Source organism: Aeromonas sp. FDAARGOS 1405 (assembly GCF_019048265.1).
In the GTDB taxonomy this organism is placed as follows: Bacteria; Pseudomonadota; Gammaproteobacteria; order Enterobacterales; family Aeromonadaceae; genus Aeromonas; species Aeromonas veronii_A.
The window spans coordinates 2741690-2760322 of sequence record NZ_CP077311.1 but is presented as its reverse complement, the minus strand read 5'-3'; the positions used below and the strand labels follow the sequence as shown (position 1 = coordinate 2760322).

11 protein-coding genes are annotated in these 18633 nt (G+C 60.5%); all 11 read right to left on the bottom strand.

Annotation, left to right across the window (positions count from 1 at the left end):
* Nucleotide 1: 1 nt before the first annotated feature.
* Nucleotides 2-2992, bottom strand: a complete 2991-nt coding sequence (locus I6L35_RS12960; protein ID WP_216978381.1) for a toxin VasX — start codon at nt 2990-2992, stop codon at nt 2-4.
* Nucleotides 2989-3828: a DUF4123 domain-containing protein gene (locus I6L35_RS12955; protein WP_216978380.1), complete on the bottom strand. Its 840-nt coding sequence runs from the start codon at nt 3826-3828 to the stop codon at nt 2989-2991. Before I6L35_RS12955 ends, I6L35_RS12960 begins: the two co-directional genes overlap by 4 nt.
* A complete protein-coding gene (locus tag I6L35_RS12950) occupies nt 3828-5870 on the bottom strand; it encodes a type VI secretion system tip protein VgrG (RefSeq protein ID WP_216978379.1) in 2043 nt (680 codons plus the stop codon). Before I6L35_RS12950 ends, I6L35_RS12955 begins: the two co-directional genes overlap by 1 nt.
* Nucleotides 5871-5989: 119 nt before the next feature.
* Entirely contained in the window at nt 5990-6277 is a 288-nt protein-coding gene (locus tag I6L35_RS12945) for a type VI secretion system PAAR protein (protein WP_005347295.1), read from the bottom strand.
* Nucleotides 6278-6585: 308 nt separating this feature from the next.
* Nucleotides 6586-8016, bottom strand: coding sequence for a VasL domain-containing protein (locus I6L35_RS12940; protein WP_216978378.1), 1431 nt, complete (start codon nt 8014-8016; stop codon nt 6586-6588).
* A 44-nt stretch (nt 8017-8060) separates the two neighbouring features.
* Nucleotides 8061-11558: a type VI secretion system membrane subunit TssM gene (tssM, locus tag I6L35_RS12935; protein WP_216978377.1), complete on the bottom strand. Its 3498-nt coding sequence runs from the start codon at nt 11556-11558 to the stop codon at nt 8061-8063.
* Between the two features lie 41 nt (nt 11559-11599).
* Nucleotides 11600-13027: a type VI secretion system protein TssA gene (gene tssA, locus I6L35_RS12930; protein ID WP_216978376.1), complete on the bottom strand. Its 1428-nt coding sequence runs from the start codon at nt 13025-13027 to the stop codon at nt 11600-11602.
* An 8-nt stretch (nt 13028-13035) separates the two neighbouring features.
* Nucleotides 13036-13641 (bottom strand): type VI secretion system-associated protein VasI, encoded by a 606-nt coding sequence (vasI, locus tag I6L35_RS12925; protein ID WP_216978375.1) that lies wholly within the window; start codon nt 13639-13641, stop codon nt 13036-13038.
* Nucleotides 13641-15179, bottom strand: a complete 1539-nt coding sequence (locus I6L35_RS12920) for a sigma-54-dependent Fis family transcriptional regulator (protein ID WP_005347300.1) — start codon at nt 15177-15179, stop codon at nt 13641-13643. Before I6L35_RS12920 ends, vasI begins: the two co-directional genes overlap by 1 nt.
* Nucleotides 15180-15181: 2 nt before the next feature.
* On the bottom strand, nt 15182-17824 hold the full coding sequence (tssH, locus tag I6L35_RS12915) for a type VI secretion system ATPase TssH (protein WP_216978374.1): 2643 nt from the start codon (nt 17822-17824) through the stop codon (nt 15182-15184).
* 20 nt (nt 17825-17844) lie between these two features.
* Complete coding sequence (gene icmH, locus I6L35_RS12910; protein ID WP_005347302.1) at nt 17845-18624, bottom strand: type IVB secretion system protein IcmH/DotU; 780 nt, start codon at nt 18622-18624, stop codon at nt 17845-17847.
* Nucleotides 18625-18633: the final 9 nt, after the last annotated feature.

Sequence of the window (18633 nt, the reverse complement as noted above, 5' to 3'; positions counted from 1 at the left end):
CTTATTTCAACTCTATCAAGGTGCCCTGGGCGGGCAGTTTATCATCGATCTCAGCGGTCAATACCACCCCTTTGGCCAAGGTACCGCGGGCCATAAAGCGCAAGGGCTGGCCACTTAAACTCTCTTCCGCCGGGTAACCTATCTGCAACTGCAGTTCATCCCCCTGATTGGCCGCGACCACCAATGTCACCTGCCCCGCCTCTTGGCTGGTCATCTTGATGGCGGCCTCTTGCGCAGGCCCTAATACTGCGCTCACCGCGGGGTAGCTTTGGCCGGAGGGCGCATAACCGAGGCGCCTTATCGACAGCTGCAAGGTGATAGTGCGCAGGTGCGGCGGCAGCGCAACGGTCAGCGTCTCCCCCTTGAGCTCCACCGTCGGCTGGCAGGCAACCCGCTCATACTGGAGCAACTCTTCAGCCGCAGGCCACCCGGCTGGTTTGGTGCCCCAGGTGGATTGCAACAGCCAGCGCTCAATAGGCAGACGGCTGTAGCGTGCCAGTATCACGGTGGCGGCCAGATAGAGCAGGCTGCCGATACCGATAGCGGCAACCATCCAGGGAGCCCAGATTGCACCAAGTGATGCTCCAGCTATCAGATTCCCGGAAGCCCACAAGGCTGGTATACCCTGCGCGATCAGGCCACCTAGCTTGAGTTGGTAACCAAATCTCTCCATATCGGCATTGGTATCATCCTTTAGCTTGGCGCGTGTTTCCCACGCCTCCAGCCCCGCCGCCAGCAGCCCCAGCCCGGTCATCCAGCCAGTGGTGAGCGCAAAGCGGCGCACCAGGGCGGGGTTCTCCTTCATGGCAAGAGCCAAGCGTTTCTCAAGAAGATGGTCAGGCACCACCACCTGCCCTTGCTTGATGGCGACCATAGCGCTGCCGGTCCAGGCGGCGGTGTAGGCCAGGTTGCGGCTCAGCTCCTGCTGTGCAGCAGGGTTGCCATGCAGTTTGCGCGCGCTCTCGTCATACCCTTGCAGCGCCACCGTCAGGTTGGCGATGTTGAGCAGGGCCGCCAACCCGCCAAAGTTGCCCCACTCTTGCCACACCTTGGCAGCCGCTTGTGCCCCTTTCGCCCCTTGCCGCTGCAAATTGAGGTAGCTGGTCATCTTACGTTCAAAATCCTGCTGCAAACCGCCTTCCAGCAATAACAGGCGGGGCCATTTCAGCTGCGACCACTCGGCGCCTGCCGCCTTCATCCGGCCAAGGTGGCCCTCTGTTATCTTGCCGGGCGTTGCCAACTTGCCAAGCAGGTTGCCCTGCACCTGAGCCACAAAGGCTTTGCTCTCGGCCGCAAATGCGGAGTTGATGCGCACCTGCTGGCCGGTGTGAATGGATTCGAGTACCACCAGACTCAGAGTGCGGCCAAGTTTTTCACCGCTGAGCAGATGGGGATGCAGCAACTCGCTGAGCTGTTGCCATGGCTTGATGGCCGCCCCGGCGATGGCCGCTTTGAGGGCGCTCATGGTTGCCTTGGCCGCCTCATGGAACCCGCCAAACAGCTTGCTATTGCTCAGAAGATGGTTACTGGCTATCGCTTCCATCGCCGCCAGCGCATTGGCGACACCGGTGATATTGCCCACCCCAATCCAACCGGGATTGTTCTCGAGCTCTTTTTTAACTTCGATATCAAAGCCGTAGTGTGCCAGCGCGGGCAGCGCCCCCTTTTTCAATGCCTTGGTCAGCGCGGCCCCCCGTTGGGTATCGGGGGCAAAAAACAGGCTAAAGAGCCACTGGCTACTGCTGGCCAGCAAGAGGGTCTGGGTATCCTCCGTCTGGCTATCAAGCCCCAACAGCAAAGGGGAGGTCGGTAACGCCTGCAGTAACTGCAGGGCATCGTCATAGGTCGCCAGCCAGCGCGGACGCAGAGCATCCACGCCCCGCGCATATTGCTGGATAATCCCTTCCAGCCCAGACCAGTTCACTTCGTCATCAAAACGCACCCCGGGCCAGCTGGCCCACTTGTCGGGGTTGAGGCCCAGCAGCTTGAGTTCAGCATGCTGCGCCATCAGGCGCTGCTCGGCCCCCAGATCGATGTAGTGATTACCACTCCCCTTACGCTCTTTGTAGTCATGGTTGGCAACCAGATATGACTGCAACTGCTTCTTGAGCTTGAAGGTCGCCAGACGGTCGCCTCTGGCTGAGACCGGCAAACTGCTCTCATCAAGCTGTGGCAGAGCCAGCATCTCGGTGATACCGGCCATGTTCCAGCGGTGGCGGGTGTTGTCGTCATGAAAGGGATGTTCATAGCGGAGGATGATGTCGCTCAGGCGCTCGGTCACATCGTGCATATCCGAGATAAGGTCATCGAGTGCCACCACCAGAGCACTCTTAAAATCTGGTATGCCAGCCTTGCTAGCCTCCGGTGAGCCTGCGGGTTTGTCGTGCCACAGCTTGCCAGGTTTAATACCTGCGGGAGCCTTAAGGGGGGCACAACTATTGACGAATCCCTTGTTGGGCAAGCCCATGTCGGCTACGTGAGTAGAGAGCAGGTCGAGCAATCCCGCATGCTCGCCCCCCATCTTGCTGGCCAGCGAGAGCAGATTAAAAGAGCGCATCCCTTTGCTGCGCAGGCCGCTCTCTTTGCGATACGCCTTTTTCAGCCGCTCGGTCCAGCGCTGATGGGAGAAGGCCATCGCCACCTTGTGGTTGGCCGGATAAAGCAGATGCCCCTTGCTTCCCTTGCTCTCGTGAATAAATTGGCTGCCTTTAACCTCATACTCGTCGAGAATTTTTGCTTTTTCATCAAAGACATAGAGCCAGCCATCGCGCAGTTGGCGCAAAGTGTAAGGCGTTGCCTTTAGATCCAGGGCGCCCTTGAACCCTTTCGACGGTAAGGGATGAGGTTGTTTGGCTGGCACGTCAAAGAGCTCATCCAGGGCATAACGCACCGGCACCAGAGCAATCTCTTTGTTTTTAAAAGGGCAAGTGCCAACCGGACTTTTGCAATCCTTGTTGCCGGCAGCGCCAGCTGCTTGATTCGGGGTGCTCATGAGGTTCTTTCCTGTGCAATGACGTGTTGCTCTGCCCAGCTGGCAGCTTGTTCAACACGTTGTGACGGGGTCTGTGCCGAGGGGGTAGTCAATAACTTGGTCACGACCGGATAGGCATCGTCCTGCCACCACGACTCGCCCAAAAATCCCAACACATTGAAAAACAGCAGCAAGTCGCGTTCGGTCTGAAATCCAAGTTGATAAGCCTGCTCGGCCCAGCGGGCAATCCAGTTCTGCGGATCACTCTGCTGCGCCAATCGGGCAGGAAACCAGTGCGCCATGTGGTGATAAGTTGCATCCAACTGGTGTTGCCAGCTCACGTCACTCAAACGTGCCCACTGTGCATCGGTTAGTCTGCATGTATCGCCAATCGGCTCGGCAAGTGCCTCTTTGACCTGCCAATGGAGCCAACCTGTGCGGGTTGGCAGCCAGACCTGTGTGATCCCTCGCCAATACCAGGGATCCGCATCCACCAATAGACATGCCATGGTTTCCGGCGCTGCCAGTTTGAGCAGAATACGGCTACCGTAGGGACTTTCGACCTCGATAAGCTGGCGCAACTGGTCAGCCAGCGGCAAAAGGGACAAAGGGGATGAAAGCAGCCATCCGGCATTGGCGGGCAGCGTCTGAAACCAGCCGAGCAAGGGCTCGCTGGCCTCAACCAGACAGGGCGAGACCTCCCGCAAACTATCCCATGGAGCGTAGAGATAAAGTGGCTGGTAAACGGGGCTATCGGTTACCTCAAACAACTGCCGTTCAAGCTCGGGGATCTGCCCGCCATCGAGCAGCAGATAGAGTTGCTCTCCTTTGGCCAAATCAAACTCGGGCAAAACCATTACTGGCTCTCCCCCTTGGCCAGTTGTTCACAAATCTCGCAGACCGGCTCTGCCGATTTGAGCGTTGCAATCTGGCGCACCGGATCCATAGGCACAGGGGGGGCAACAACCTCAACCGCACCGGGCTGGATCGGCATCTGCCCAGCCCAACCGGAGCCAGAGCCAGGACTGCCGCCGGAGTTCATCTTGATGGAGCCACCGCTTAGCGTGACGCCACCGGCGTCGAGCTTCACAAAGCTGCCACCCACCTTGAGGGTCAACTCGGCGCCGGCCTCCATCACGATCTTCATGCCAGCCTTGTGATGCACCTCCTGACCAGCATCAACCAGCAGAGATTGACCCAGCTTCTGATGCATGGAGGTATCCACCGTCAGCGAATAGTCCCCCTTGATCTGGTCACGCTTCTCACCCTCCACCGTCAGGTGGTCGTTGGCCTTGATGCGGGTGACCCGTTCGTTGTCGATATCGCGGTGCTCGTCGTGCTTGATATGCCACGCCGCATCATTTTCGATAAGCACATTCAGGTCTTTCTGACCGTGGATATAAATCTCTTCCTGCCCCGCCTGGTCTTCAAAACGCAGCTCGTTAAAACCCTCGCCCTTGTGGGTTTCGGTGCGCAGCACGGTGCGAGTCTTGTTGGCCGGCAACTCATACGGTGGCCGGTTGGTAGCGTGGTAGGTGCGCCCCGTCACGATGGGCTGGTCAGGGTCTCCTTCCAGAAACGAGACAATCACCTCGTGGCCGATACGCGGGATGGCCATCATGCCATATTGGCCGCCGGCCCAGCCTTGCGATACTCGCACCCAGCAGGAGCTCTGGTCGTTGGAGCTGCCATATCTGTCCCACGGGAATTGCAGCTTCACCCGGCCGTGCTCGTCGCAGTAAATCTCCTCGCCCTCGGGGCCGACTACGATGGCGATTTGCGGGCCGTCCACCATCGGCTTGTGGGGCGCCTCGGGGCTGCCGACGCGGGCCCGCCAGGTGGTGCTTGCCTTCACCACGCCAAATTCGTTGTGGTAGACGGTCGGGCCGCTGCCGCCCTCCTCCTCCAGCGCCTGGGGTTGCTCACCGGTGTGGCGGATATGGACGATTTGCCAGTCGGTGTTGAGGCTACCGTTGGGGTGTTCGGTCAATGAAAAGTGCTGGCCCGGCAACAAGGCGGCGCAGTTGGATTTGCCACTGCCTGCCACCGCGTCATTGCGCAGGGCATCGAGCCGGTGCTGGGCAAACGCCTTGCCACTCGGGTCCTGCTTGTAGCGGCCCGGGTAGTCGAAGTGCTGGTAAGTGTCCCGTTGATGCTCAAGCTCTGCGCCCAGCTTCTTGTGGGAGAGGCCATAGGCCGGGGTCTTGAAGCTGTAGTCCTTGAGCTCCACATCAGAGGGACGCACCGCCTCGCGGTAGTGGAACTGGCGCACGTAAGGACCTTGTTCCAGCGAACGGTTGCCAAGGTTGAAAAAGAGCTCGGGGCCGGCAGTCAGGGCTGCGGCATCGTCAGCAAAGACGATGCGGTGTTTGCCTTGCTCGAATTCGTGGAAGTAGAACAAGCCCTCTTCGGCTGCGAGGCGGTTCACGAAATCGAGGTCTGTTTCGCGGTACTGGACGCAGTATTCCCGCTGGGCATGCTCATTTTTCAGGGCAAAGGCGTAGTCGGTGATGCCGTGCTCTTGCAGCAGGATGCTGAGGATTTCGTCGGGCTTCTGCGCCTGAAAAATGCGGGAGTTCTGGCGCAACCCCAGTCGCCACAGGGCGGGTTTGACTTGCAGCTGATAGCGGGTGCGACGAAAGCCGCTGTCCCCTTGGGCAAATTCGCTCACTACCCCGCACACCCGGCGTTGCAGCTCGCCGTTGTACCACACCATGAGCTCGCAGGGCTGGTCCAGCACGGCGCCAAAGTCGACATCAGGCTGGCTGCTGGCCACCTCCAGCTGCAGATTGAACGGCCGGTTCAGCCCCTCATCCAGCTGGAAACTGGCCACCACGAAGGTGCTCTCGGGCAGCGCCCCCACCTTGGCGGTAAATTGTAATCCTGTGCTATTGGCCATCTTGTGCCTTCTCCATAGCTACCGCACGCCCGCGGCGCGCTACTTGGTGGTTCGATGATGAGATAAAGCCATCATTGACGGCCTTACCTCATAACCGATCAAAACAGTGACAGCACTCTCTAACCGGCCTGTCCGCTACCGGAACCAATCACTACGCCACCACAATCCACCGCGGTGCCGGTTATAGCGATAGGTTTGCCATTGACCAGCACAGACCCTACGCCTCCGGCGATGCTGCGCGGGTGAGGTGGATTGTTGGGCTTGTCGTGGGGTGCCAGTGGATCACCCTGACGGGCCACAGGCTTGCCATCGAGGAACACGTCAGGACTGGCAGCTATCACCGGGGTCGGTGGAAAGCCATCGTGGTCGGTGCCAATGTCACCGAGCAGTGCGATAGCGGGACACATAGTCATTCTCCATATGAGCGGGGAGACGCAACGGCATCCTCCCTCTGCCCCTGTGACAGCCGGTGAAACGCTCCGGGCACAGGGACTTTTGATAAACAACGAATAAACAGAACAGGCCACAGCACAGGCTATGCCATTCAGCATCGGTAAAATTAACCAAATAAAATCAGCCAGTTACCATTTTTCGATAAACAACAGGGTGGGCTGTTAGCAAGGAATTGCGCAAACTGAGCAATTTCCCTGCCAAATGTTGCACCTATAGTTAAACACTCCATATCGTGCGCAAAATATTGCGTAACACAGAGTAATCAACTATCAGGTAACCCATGCTGTAGTTGGTAAAGCCGAATATTGAGGGCTTGCAAGTCACTCTCTATTCCTTTCAGCTCGGCGGCTGTAATAGGCTCCTGCGACGCTTTTCGAGCCTCCAGTTCGCTCAGTCGCACACTGAACGGGATGCCCTGCATCAGGTTCTTTTGCACCTCGTAGAGCTGGGATTTGAGGTAGGAAATCGTGACTGTCTTGCGCTGACGCTCCAGCTCCAGCAGTTGAGCGATCAGGGCATCGACCCCGGCGCGGGCCTCGAGATAGGTTGGCACCCGGTTGAGGTCACCCTGCTGGCCAGCCAGCGCGGTCTGCCACTGTTTGTCGAGGGCCTTGACCGCCAGCGAGTCGGGATAGAGCATCTGCAGCGAATTGCGCAGCCCATCGCCATAACGGTACCAGTAGAGGGGAGAGGCCCGCTCCAGTCGGTCCAACTGGGCCTGATAACGTGACACCAACTCGTTCTCCATCCCCTGCAGGGTCTGCTCCCCCAGTACGATACGTGCCTGGCGAATATCGTCATAACTGAGGGCCTGTGGCAGCGCTGCGGCGGGTTGTTGCAGCCGTTGCGCCGCGATAGCCTTCTCCTGCTGCTGATGTTGCCACCCAAACCACCCCATCATGGGCAAAGCGCAGCTGAGCAGGCCACAACCAAACCAGAACCAGGCGGGCCGCTGTTTTCGATGCGGCTCGATCTTGAGCACAGTCGGCTTGACCTGTCCCTTCTCGCGCCCCACCAGAATGCTGCCCTGAGGCAGGTGCGGGGTCGATGCCGAAGCCACGCTGCCGTGGCTCTGCTCAATATCCGGCTTGAAAAAGACCATCGGCGGGATCTGCAGCTCCTCCTTGAGTCCCGGCTCATCGGAGACGATGACGATCTCTGTCTCGTCAAACAGATGGGTGTACCCCTCGATGAAGTGCACCAGATTCTCGACCCGGGGAATGCGACTGAGGCCGACGTTGTGCAACTTCTCGCTGATGAGTTGCAGTGCACGCTCGCAGCGGTAGATCAACCGCTTGTCCTCGTGGCTGATCTGGTACTGGCGGATCACGTCGCTGATGCGGGCGATAAACCAGTCGAGCATCTCGATACGGGCCCGCTCCTGGTGTAACGGCGGCCAGACACTCTCCCACTGGGTGACGATCAGATTGGCGAGAAACTCGCACCCTTCGGTAAAGCCACTCAATCCCTGCAGCCGGGATCGTGCCAGGGTGAAGTAGATGGCGGTCTGCAGATCCACCCCGTGCTTTTCAAAGATTTGACTGGCGAGCTGATGGATCCGGACCCAATCCACCTCGGGGCGGGAGGCGTGACTGAGCTTGTTGATCTCGGCGCGCAGCGCCTCGTATTCCGGCAACATTCTGGGGTCTCGCCCCACCTTCAATGCCTGCTGGCCTTGTTGATTCTGTGACATATCGGCTTCCAAGATGAGAGGGGCTCGTATGCCCCCCTGCATGATCAATAGAGGGATTCAGGCAATCTGAACTGGCTGAACAGGCCGCCGGTAAAGGGGTTCTGGGCACTGTCGGTATAGACCCGATAGGTCATGGCGCCGTGATCCACTGGAAAACGGACATCAAAGGTGGCGTCGTTGACCCGGGTCAGCTCCCCCTTGTCCATCAGGCGGAACATGGCCCAGGGTCCGACAAAGCCTTCGCTGCGCGGCGACCGTTCACGAGCAGCCGGTACCAGGGTGATCTTGCTCTCGGCCCCGTCGCGCATGGTGTTTGGCCACACCAGCGGGATCTTGTTGCGACGACCGTGGGCATACTCCAGCAACTGGCCATCCAGATTGAGCACGCTACGCCGCTTGTTGGCGGTGAGCTCGATGGGCTCGAGGGCAAATTGCACCTCCAGATTGCCCTGCTGACTGAAGAAGGTCTGGCGGATGCGCGCCGCGCGATCCAGCTGCTTGACCAGCTCGGCCTGAATGGGTGAGCTCAGTTCACCCTCCATCAGCCCGCCTTCAACCATCGGCTTGAGGTTGACCTGATAGAAGCTGTCCAGCGTGCCGCCGGGGGCAAAGAAACGTTCCATCTCTGAGAGCGGCACATCCTTGGCTGAGCCCGGGTTAAACGGATAACGATCTGCCAGTTGGCTGTTGAACGGTGCCAACACCTTCTCCTGCCACTCCTGATTGAGGGATGACATCGCCAGATCGACCACCAGTTGCGAGCTTTGATCCGCCAGCTGCCCCACCCAGCGATTAAGTGGGTCTGGCAGGCCACGGGCATACTGCTGCAGAGCAAAGACCGGGTCGGCATACTTGTTGGCCAGACGCAACTGCACCGCCTTGAGGGCTGACTGTCCCGGCTCGGTGGCATTGACGATGAGCTCCATATAATGCTGCAGCTCAATCAGCTTCTGGTTCACTTCCGAAATCAGCGGCCCCTGCTCGCCACGGCTGGTCAAGACACCGTTGGTGGCCATAAAGGGTCGACCGATACGCGCCGTGAGTGCCTGTGCCGGATCCCCTTCCACATCGGACAGTTTGCGAATACGGGTGTTATCATCCAGTGCGGCCAGCACCCGCAGGAACGGCTGGTCATTACCGGTAATGGTGGAGAGCACATCCAGCGCCTGCTCGGGGCTGGAGAGAGGCTGGATGTCAAGGTTAGTCAGCAACGTCTGCCATTGGTTGACGTAATCGGTGACGTAACGATCGTTGACCTGACGGGTGATATCCTTGCGATCGGCCTCGCTCAACTGGCTCAGCTTGCGCTGGCCCAGTACCCAGGCATCCATGGCGGTCAGGTCTAGCAGCGCCTTGTCCTGCTTGAGGAAGAAATCGCTGAAACCGGGCCAGGTCAGCAGACGCGGCACCTGACCGGCACTCTCGTTGCGCAGGGCAAAGACGGTATCAAAGGCGGGGCCCACCTCGTCACGCACGTTGAGAGCAGGCGGCAGCACATCGCCCGCCTTCACCACCAGATTCTGATAGACCCGCTGATACATGGGCAGCTTACCGAGCTCCCGCTGGGCGCCATACACCGGCTCCTTGAACGGCAAAAATGCCGTGATGGCGGCCTGATCACGAGCGGCGCGAGCGCCATGCCAGTCGGTATGATCGAGGGCATAGTCAAGATGCCCCATCAGCTGCTCCTGCACTGCCCCCTGCCCCGGGAACGCTTTTTGCCAGCGGTTGGCCATGTACTGCTCCACCAGCTCCTTGTTGCGACCAGAGGCATCATCCAGCATCCGCATCACCCGCAGAATGGCGAGCTTCTCCTCGCTACCAGCCGGCGCCTGGTCGAGATCGTCCAGCAGCCCCTGCATCTGGGCCGGCAGAAAGCTCAGACTCAGCAGTTGCAGATAGGATCCCTCCACATAGGGGCCAATTTCGTCCCCCTGATAGAGGCCGAGATCCGCCACCAGCGGCATGCGTTCCCGGTAGTTGCCAAAAGAGAGGGTCGCCTCGCGAATAAGGTTGAGACGCGGCAACTGGCTCACCCCGAAGGCGTGGGCATCGGCCACCTCATTCGTCTCCATAAAGGCCTGCGCCTTGGTCAGTACATTGCGACCCGCCTCCTCGTTGACCCGGTAAAAGTAGTGCCAGCCACCGATCAGGGCGGCAGAGAAGAGCGACAAACAGCCGAGGCCAATGGTCATCCGGCGGCGGCGATAGAGGGTATGCAGCCGGTTTTCTCCGGCCAGATGGGCCTCCGGGAAGATGATCGAGGAGAAGAGCTTGCGCACGAAATAGGTGTTGGACTCCCCGCGCAGGGCGGAGTGGATCGGCTCGGGCAAGCTGTAACGCCGGGAAGCGGCCTGGGCAAAGGCATCGAACGGGACACCTTGCTGATAAACGGAGCTGATATAGACGCCGCGCACCAGCAGTGGCTTGCTCTCTTCAATGGTCAGGGTTTCATCGAGCAGGCTGGTCACATAATCCTTGAGACCCGCCAATTGACGAACAAACGAGAAGAGGGCGTTGCGCTGGGCGGCATCGAGCCGGGCCAGCATCATCTCCGGCAGATTGCGGTTGAGATTGTCGACCCACTGATCCCAGAACAACGCCAGATCCTGCTGCCAGGATTTGCCCTGACTGCTGCCGGGGTTGAAGGTCACCCCCAGCACGGCGTCACGTGCTTCTTTATCCAACTGCTCATAGACCACATCAAAGCCGCGCAGCATATCGAGTTTGGTGAAGGTGACATAGAGTGGCAGCCGGGTATTCATGGTGGCCGACACCTCTTGCAACCGGGCTCGCATCAGCTGGGCATACGCCTTGCGCTCGGCCACGCTGGCAGCGGACAGCCATGCCAAATCAACGGTCAGTACCAGACCATTAAGGGGCTGACGACGACGGTGCTCGTTGAGCCAGTTCAGCAAATGCAGCCAGAGCCGCTCATGCTTGCGAGCTTGCGGATCCAGCTCGGGCTCGGCTTGTGACAACAGCGCGCCGGCCGGATCCAGCATCACGGCTTGCTCCCCCAGCCAGCAATCAACCAGCTGGCCTTGCGCCACGTCCCGCAGTTCGGTATCGAGTCTGGGATTGAGCTTGTTGGCCGGATTGGCACGGTGGATCAGGCTGCTCTTGCCGCTGCCGGGCAGACCCAGCACCAGATACCATGGCATGGCGTAGGGCGCCCCCTTGCCAAGGTGTTCATTCAAGGCTTGCAACCAACGATTGAGGAACTGCGCCTGTTTGTCGATGAGCCCTTTGACCGGATCCTGTTCCAGCAGCACCTCATGCTGGCGCTCGGCCTTGAGCTGCTTCATCTTGCGCCATACCCGCCAGGAGAGTACCCCCAGCAGCAACCAGAGCCAGAGCAGGGTAAACACCACCCGCCCCCACAAGGGCTCGAATGGCTTGGCATCACGGATCTCGATGCGAGGCCCCAGCCACCACACCAGGATCAGGGCGACAACCCACAGCACCACACCGAGCAGGGGCCAGGAGGGTTTCAGTTTCGGCAGCTGTTGCCTCGACAAGGTAAAAATGGTTTTGAACATAAAATGTGATCCAACTCCGACTCAATGACTCATTTCGGCACTTAGTTCGGCAAATGAGCGGCATAGGGGGCCAGGCGGCTGACCAGCCCAGGCTCCCACTGCGACAACCCGAGGCGATTCGCCTCTTGCCACAAGTGTTGATATTGCTGGCGCGCAAGCGCCTCCATGCCTTCCTGCTCCAACAACTCCGCCTGCACCAGCAAGGCATGGAAGCGGGCTCTTGGCTCTTTCATCTGTGCCATCCGCTCATCAAGCAGGGCGAGCGCGGCGGCAATCCCCTGCTCCCCATGACGCAAGGCAACCTCCTCGGCCAGCTCGGCCTGTCCGCTGCCGCCTCCACCACTCTTGGCAGGCTGCAACCAGCGACTGCACTCGGAGGAGAGAAACGGAGAACCATCGCTGAAGGTGAGATCCCGCAGCGCGGGAAGACGCAGCAAAAACGCATCCAGCTCCGCCATGATGGCCTGCGCCACCGCGCCATATCCCAGCTTCTGGGCCACCTCGGCCGAGAGCCTGTGCCCCTCGAACCAGTAAGGGGCCAGCATCAGGCTCTGCTCGATGCGCTGCCAGAGCGCCAGATCTGGCGTGCCCATGGCGGCGCGATACTCATCCACCATGTCCACCGACATGGAGGCCAGCTGGGTTTTGTTCCCCTGCGCCGTCATCGGCGGGGTGGTGATGCCGGCCCAGATGGCGTGACGACGCAGCCGATAACCGATCGCAGCCTCCGGCTGGCGCTCAATCAGCAGCTCCGCCACCTTGAGCTGGGTCTGTCGCCATGCCCGATCGTTGGAGCTGTCAATCTCGATGCCGGAGCCCTTGCTGCTGCCACTGAGCACCATAGCGCTCGCCATGCTGCTCGCGCTGGCGGTGGCTGCAACAGCGCTGCTTACAGGTTGAGTTCCGGCATCAGCCTGAGCCTGGACAACCTGTTGTCGCTGCGCTCGCTTCAACCCCATCATCAGGGGATCCAGCAGCTCGCTCTTGTCGGGGCACTGGGCCAGCCAGACGGCCTCCAGCTGTTCAGCCTGCGCCAGCAACTGAGCCAGCTCGGCCGCCGAAGCGCTCTCGCTCACCCTCGGCAGGGCCCCCTCGAAGCGCTTGATGATCTGCACCATCAATCGCTGCTTCTGAGCCGCATTCCCGGGCCAGGCCAACAGCCAGTAAGCCTTGATCCAGGCTTCCAGCAAACTCAATGCCGCTCCCATCGGGGTCGCTTTGGCCGGATGTTGCAGGCAGCGCAACAGCTGGGCCAACACCCGCATATCCTTGGTGCGACTCTCCAGCAACCCCAGACAGGCTTCGGCCACCGCATTGAGATCGACCTGGCTGTGGGCAAGGGAGCCCAACTTGACCAGCTCGGTCTCCACATAGTCCCAGCGCGGTTCATCGGCCAGCACAGCCCCTTTGATCTGTGCATCCGGCAAGCTGGTGAGCAGACGGCTACACCAGGGGTGTTGATAGCTCATTTGCCCCCCTACCAGCGACACTGTTGGCGCACCGGTATCAGCGCCTCTTTCAGACCGCCGAGATCGACCCGCAGCAAGGCACCGTTGGCCGCCTGAACCTGCAATTCACGATGACCAATCCAGCGTTTGAGCTCCTCTATAGCGGGCAGACCGCGGCCATATTCGAGCAGCCATCCCTGATCCCGGATAAACCAGCTCTGACTGCTGCGAGTGGCTTGTCCATCCAGCGCGACCTCGACACTCTCCCCGCGCCACGGCGCATCCAGTCGCAAGCGGATATGGGTGATGTTGTTGACGCAGCCGATCGCCAGGGTGGCACCGCGCAGGGCCGGACGGGTCAGTACCGCCGTGCCGCTCTCCTCATCCTGTCGCAACAGGAAGGGGGAGCTATCGGGCACTCGTGCCAACTCCTGCTCCGCTATCGCCAGCCAGGACGGAGACTTGGTGCTCTCCTTGCTGCCTGATGGCATCGCCTCATTGCCAAGGGCGTCATAACAGGCGAGCCGGATCAGCGGGGATGGCTCGCGGCGACACGCTTGCCAACCCGCCATATCGAGGGGGGGGACTGCGTTGCCGGTCGCCAGCAGCAGGGGCAACAAACCCATGATGATCATCAGTTCACCTCCAGTTTCTGGCACTTGTGATCCAGGGTGCGCTTGGGAATATTGAGGCTCTCGGCCACCAGCATGCGATTGCCCTGAAAGTAGCGCAGGCGCGCTTCAATCACCGATGCCTCGTACTGCTGCATGGCCCGGCGCAGATCGCGGATATGGTTGTAATCATCCAGCGCATCGGGCAGCTCGGCACAGACCCGATCCCGCAGTTCCGGTGGCAAGGCGCCAAGCCCTACCTCTTCACCGTGACGGGTGTGGGCACAGGCCACCTCCAGCAGGTTGCGCAACTCGCGCACGTTGCCGGGGAAGTCGTAACTTTGCAGTTGCTTGAGGAACTTGCGCTGCAAGCCAGCCAGTCCCTTGTCATCCTGCGCGGCAAACTGGGCCATGAAGTGCTGGCACAGCAGCGGCACATCTTCGATATGTTCTCGCAACGGGGCGATCAGCAGCAGGCACTGGCAGAGACGATGGTAGAGGTCGGCACGGAACCGCCCCTCCTCCACATGGCGGGTCAGCGGCTGATGAGTGGCCGCGATGAGGCGAAAATCGGAGTGATACTCTTGCTCTGCCCCAAGGGGCCGGTAGCTGCGGGTTTCCAGCACCCGCAGCAGCTTGGCCTGCATGGCGGCGGGCATGTCGCCCACTTCATCGAGAAACAGGGTGCCACCATTGGCCTGCGCCACCAGCCCGGTCTTGTTGGAGAGGGCACCGGAGAAGGCTCCCTTCTGATAACCGAACAGCTCGCTCTCGATGAGATTCTCCGGAATGGCGGCGCAGTTAATGGCGACGAAGGGCTTGTTGGCGCGATCGGAGCACTTATGCACCAGCCGGGCGACCACCTCCTTGCCACTGCCGGTCTCCCCCTGAATGAGCACGGTCAGCTTGTGCTGGCCCGCCTGGGCGATCTGCTCGCGCAGGCCGCGGATCACCGCCGACTGGCCAACCAACTGCTCGCCCAGCAACTTCTCATGCTGGCGCTGGCGCTCCCCCTCCCCCTTTATCTGACGCAGGGAGTCGCGCAGCACGCTCTGATCCCGGCGGCTACGTCCCAGATCGCGGATCAGGGTGAGCTGGTTGCAAAAGACCTGGGCCAGACTGGCCAGCTCGGGGCGGGCCGCCCACTCCTGCAGCACATCGCCGCTGTCCATCATCGCCAGCACGGCAAACGGCTTGCCGTTGCCATCATTGAGTGGAAAAGCGTGCAGGCCGCACGGCTGGCCAAGGTTGGCCAGCAGTTCACGAAAACCGGCATGCTCGATGCGAGCGCCACCATGGAGGGAGTCCCAGGTGCGGGATTGCGCCTTGTGCAGCACATAGGCAAGGGGATGAGAGAAATCATCCACCGCCAGCGCCAGCGCCACCTCCTGCCCCTTGACCCACCCTTTGCACTCCAGCTGACGGCCGCTCACATCCAGCATGCCAAGCAGCAAGCCTTTGGGCTGGAAGCTGGCATTGAGGGTCGAGCTCCACCAGTGGCAGAGATGTTGTTCATCCCGTTGCGAGGTGAGCGCGAGGGCGAATGCGAGGGCTTGCTCCATGGTCAGCCCTCCACCTCGGCCACAAACTGGTGATCGGCCACCGAGAAGCGCACCCGGTTGATGGGCTCACCGGCCGAGAGGCGCTGCAACAGTTGCAGGGAGACCGGCGGCAACAGGGCGCCATCGATGACGGATTCGAGCATCCGCGCGCCGTTCTCGCTACGGTTGGCCCGCAGCAGGATCTCCTCGGCCACCTCGCTCTCCAGCACCACCTCCGCACCGAAACGCTCCTTGAGCAGCTTGACCAGCCGGTTGAGTTTGCCACCGACGATCTGCACCAGCGTGTCGTGACCGAGCGGCAGGTAGGGGATCACCTCCATCCGCGCCAGCAGGGCCGGTTTGAAGAAGGCGGCGAGCTCCGGATAGAGGGCATCCAGCAGCACATCGGGCTGCTCGGCATACTCAACGATGGTCTGGAAACCGAGGTTGGAGGTGAGGAAGAAGACCACGTTCTTGCAGTCGATGATCCGCCCTTCCCCATCCGCCAGCTCGCCCTTGTCGAACGCCTGATAGAAGAGGTTGAGCACGTCAGGATGGGCTTTTTCCACCTCATCCAGCAGCACCACCGAGTAGGGTTTCTGGCGAATGGCTTCGGTCAGCACGCCACCCTCGCCAAAGCCGACATAGCCGGGAGGCGAACCGATCAGACGGGATACGGTGTGCTTCTCCTGATACTCGGACATGTTGATGGTGGTCAGATACTGGCGACCGCCAAACATCAGCTCGGCAATCTGCAATACGGTTTCGGTCTTGCCGACCCCGCTTGGCCCCACCAGCAGGAAGGCCCCGAGCGGGCGGCCCGGACGACGCAAGTCGGCGCGGGCGGTCAGCAGGTGCTTGTGCAGGTGAGCCACCGCCACATCCTGCCCCTTGATAAGCTCGCCAAGGTACTCCGGCAGACGGGTCACCACATCCAGCTCCCCCTGGGAGATGCGATTAAGCGGCACCCCGGTCCACTCGGCTATCACCGCGGCGACCTGAGTCTTGTCGACGTGGGCAGAGACCAGCACCTCACCCTGTTGCAGCTCGGACAATTCTCGCTCGAGCCCGGCAAGCTGCCCGGCGGCCGCTTGCGGATCGAGCGGCGCATCGGCGAGATCCAGCGCCTCTCTGGCCAGCATCTCATCCTGCTGATCCGCCAGCAGGGCGGCACGCAGTTCGACAATCCGATGCACCAGCCCCTGCTGTTGCTGCCATCGGGCTTCCTGCTCACGCAGGTTGTCACGACAGGTCTGCTGGGCCGCTTGCAGTTCGGCGAGGCGCTCATCGTTGTCACCCAGACCAATCAGGCTCTGGCGCTCCAGCTGACGGATCTCCAGCTCGCGCTGGCGCAGTTCGTTTTGCAGGTGACTGACGGCGCTTGGCGGCGTGGTGAGGTTGATGGCCACCCGGGCACAGGCGGTATCGAGTACGTCGATCGCCTTGTCCGGCAGCTGACGGCCGGAGATGTAACGGGCGGAGAGCTGGGCGGCAGCTTGCAGCGCCTCCTCGTCAATCAGCACCCCATGGGCCTTCTCGTAGATGCTGCGCAGGCCGCGCAGGATCACGGTGGCTTCATCTGCATTGGGTTCACCCACTTTCACCAGCTGGAAGCGGCGCGACAGGGCGGCATCTTTTTCAACGTACTTCTTGTACTCGCCCCAGGTGGTGGCAGCGATGGTGCGCAGCTCGCCCCGTGCCAGCGCGGGCTTGATGAGGTTGGAGACATCCATGCCGCCCGCCTGGTTGCCGGCACCAATCAGGGTGTGAGCCTCATCGATAAAGAGGATGACAGGTCGCACGGCATCCTTGACCTCCTGCATCACCCCCTTGAAACGCTTCTCGAACTCCCCCTTGACCGAGGCTCCGGCCTGCATGGCGCCAAGATCCAGGGTCATCAGCTCCACATCGCGCAATTTTTCCGGCACCTGGCCTGCGACGATGCGCAGCGCCAACCCTTCGATCAGGGCACTTTTACCGACACCCGCCTCCCCCACCACGATGGGGTTGTTTTTGCGGCGACGGGAGAGGATGTCGATCATCAGATCAATCTCGTGATCCCGGCAGAGTACGGGATCAAGCGACCCCTGACGGGCCTGTTCTGTCACATTGACGGTAAAGCGGGCCAGCAAGCTGGCGTCAGCGGGCAATGCAGCCTGAGTGGCAGTGCCATTTGCCGCAACGGTAACCTGGGTTTCTGCGGAATCTTTGACCCAGTCGTCGAACTGCTGGCGCAGCAGTTCGCGATTGACGTTGGCAAGCAGACGGGTCACCGAGACCGGCAGGTAACGGTGGGGGGTCATCAGCAGCACAAGCAGCATGACGCCACTGCGCAGCTGGCCGTGTTGCAGCTCGGCGGAGGCGAGCAACCAACTGTCTTGCAGCCACTCCACCAATAGCGGCGAGAAGGAGGGATAACCCTGACCATAACCGTTATCGGCCGCCGAGGGTTGCAGCAGGCTCTTTAACTCTTCAACCTCGACCTCGGCCCGTTTGAGGATCTGGCGCACATCGCAGAGGGGGGTCTCCAGCATCTTCAGCAGCAGGTGCTCGATGCGGATCTCGGCCCCTTGATGATTGACGCAGAGGGCTGCGGCCTCCTCCAGCATGTGACGGCAGATGGGGTTGAGTCTTTCCACCAGTACCGGTAGCTCTATACGAATCACGGCGTGCTCTCCTTAGTATTTTATTTTAATAATTCGCCCAGTTGACGCAGTACGTCCTGGGTCTGGTTATCGAGTTGGTGGTGATAGAGGCCAAAGATGATGGCCAGGATCAGCGCGCCGCCCATAAACAGGGTGCGCAGGGAGACTTGCTTGCGCAGCTGGTAGCGAGATGCCTGCTGACCGAGATCAAGATGAAACACGCTGGGGGCCTCGCCGCCACTTTCAGGTGACAGCTGCTTGTGCAGTTGCTTGACGATCCGTTCAAACTCGTCACGGCCCTGGCTCATCACCTTGTAGCGCCCCTCGAAACCGAGGCACAGACAGAGATAGATGAACTCCAGAATGTCGCGATAGCGCACCGGGTCCTCCTGCAGGCGCGCCAGCAGTACGAACACCTTCTCGCCCCCCCAGGTCTCGTTGTGAAAGCGGGCCAGCAGGGAGTGTTGGGACCATTCACTCTGGCTACCCCAGTCACGTCCCATCACCGCCTCATCGATAAAAGTGCAGAGGATGTAGCGAAACGAGAGGACAACGCCGTTCTCGTAGCCCTGCGCCATCAGCTCCTGTTCGATGGACTGGATCTCGGTCACCACCCGCTGGTAGAGCTCGGGCACCCGGTCGTAGCGCGACAGCAGGCGTACCCGCTGCACCAGCCCCAGCAAGGGGGTCACCGCATCGATCATCGGGTTGATGCTCTGGCCGCGCAGGCGAAACCAGTAGTCCGAGTCCATGTCCAGCTGCTCGGCATGATCGAACAGCAGGTCGCTCAGTTGCTCGTTCTTGATAATGTCCGTGGTCATCTCTGCTTG

Bases quoted from the DNA above. Each gene is read 5' to 3' on its own strand.
- tssA (WP_216978376.1), bottom strand. From the start codon at position 13,027: ATGAGCTATCAACACCCCTGGTGTAGCCGTCTGCTCACCAGCTTGCCG.
- I6L35_RS12955 (WP_216978380.1), bottom strand. From the start codon at position 3,828: ATGGTTTTGCCCGAGTTTGATTTGGCCAAAGGAGAGCAACTCTATCTG.
- vasI (WP_216978375.1), bottom strand. From the start codon at position 13,641: ATGATCATCATGGGTTTGTTGCCCCTGCTGCTGGCGACCGGCAACGCA.
- I6L35_RS12945 (WP_005347295.1), bottom strand. From the start codon at position 6,277: ATGTGTCCCGCTATCGCACTGCTCGGTGACATTGGCACCGACCACGAT.
- icmH (WP_005347302.1), bottom strand. From the start codon at position 18,624: ATGACCACGGACATTATCAAGAACGAGCAACTGAGCGACCTGCTGTTC.
- I6L35_RS12960 (WP_216978381.1), bottom strand. From the start codon at position 2,992: ATGAGCACCCCGAATCAAGCAGCTGGCGCTGCCGGCAACAAGGATTGC.
- tssM (WP_216978377.1), bottom strand. From the start codon at position 11,558: ATGTTCAAAACCATTTTTACCTTGTCGAGGCAACAGCTGCCGAAACTG.
- I6L35_RS12950 (WP_216978379.1), bottom strand. From the start codon at position 5,870: ATGGCCAATAGCACAGGATTACAATTTACCGCCAAGGTGGGGGCGCTG.
- I6L35_RS12940 (WP_216978378.1), bottom strand. From the start codon at position 8,016: ATGTCACAGAATCAACAAGGCCAGCAGGCATTGAAGGTGGGGCGAGAC.
- I6L35_RS12920 (WP_005347300.1), bottom strand. From the start codon at position 15,179: ATGGAGCAAGCCCTCGCATTCGCCCTCGCGCTCACCTCGCAACGGGAT.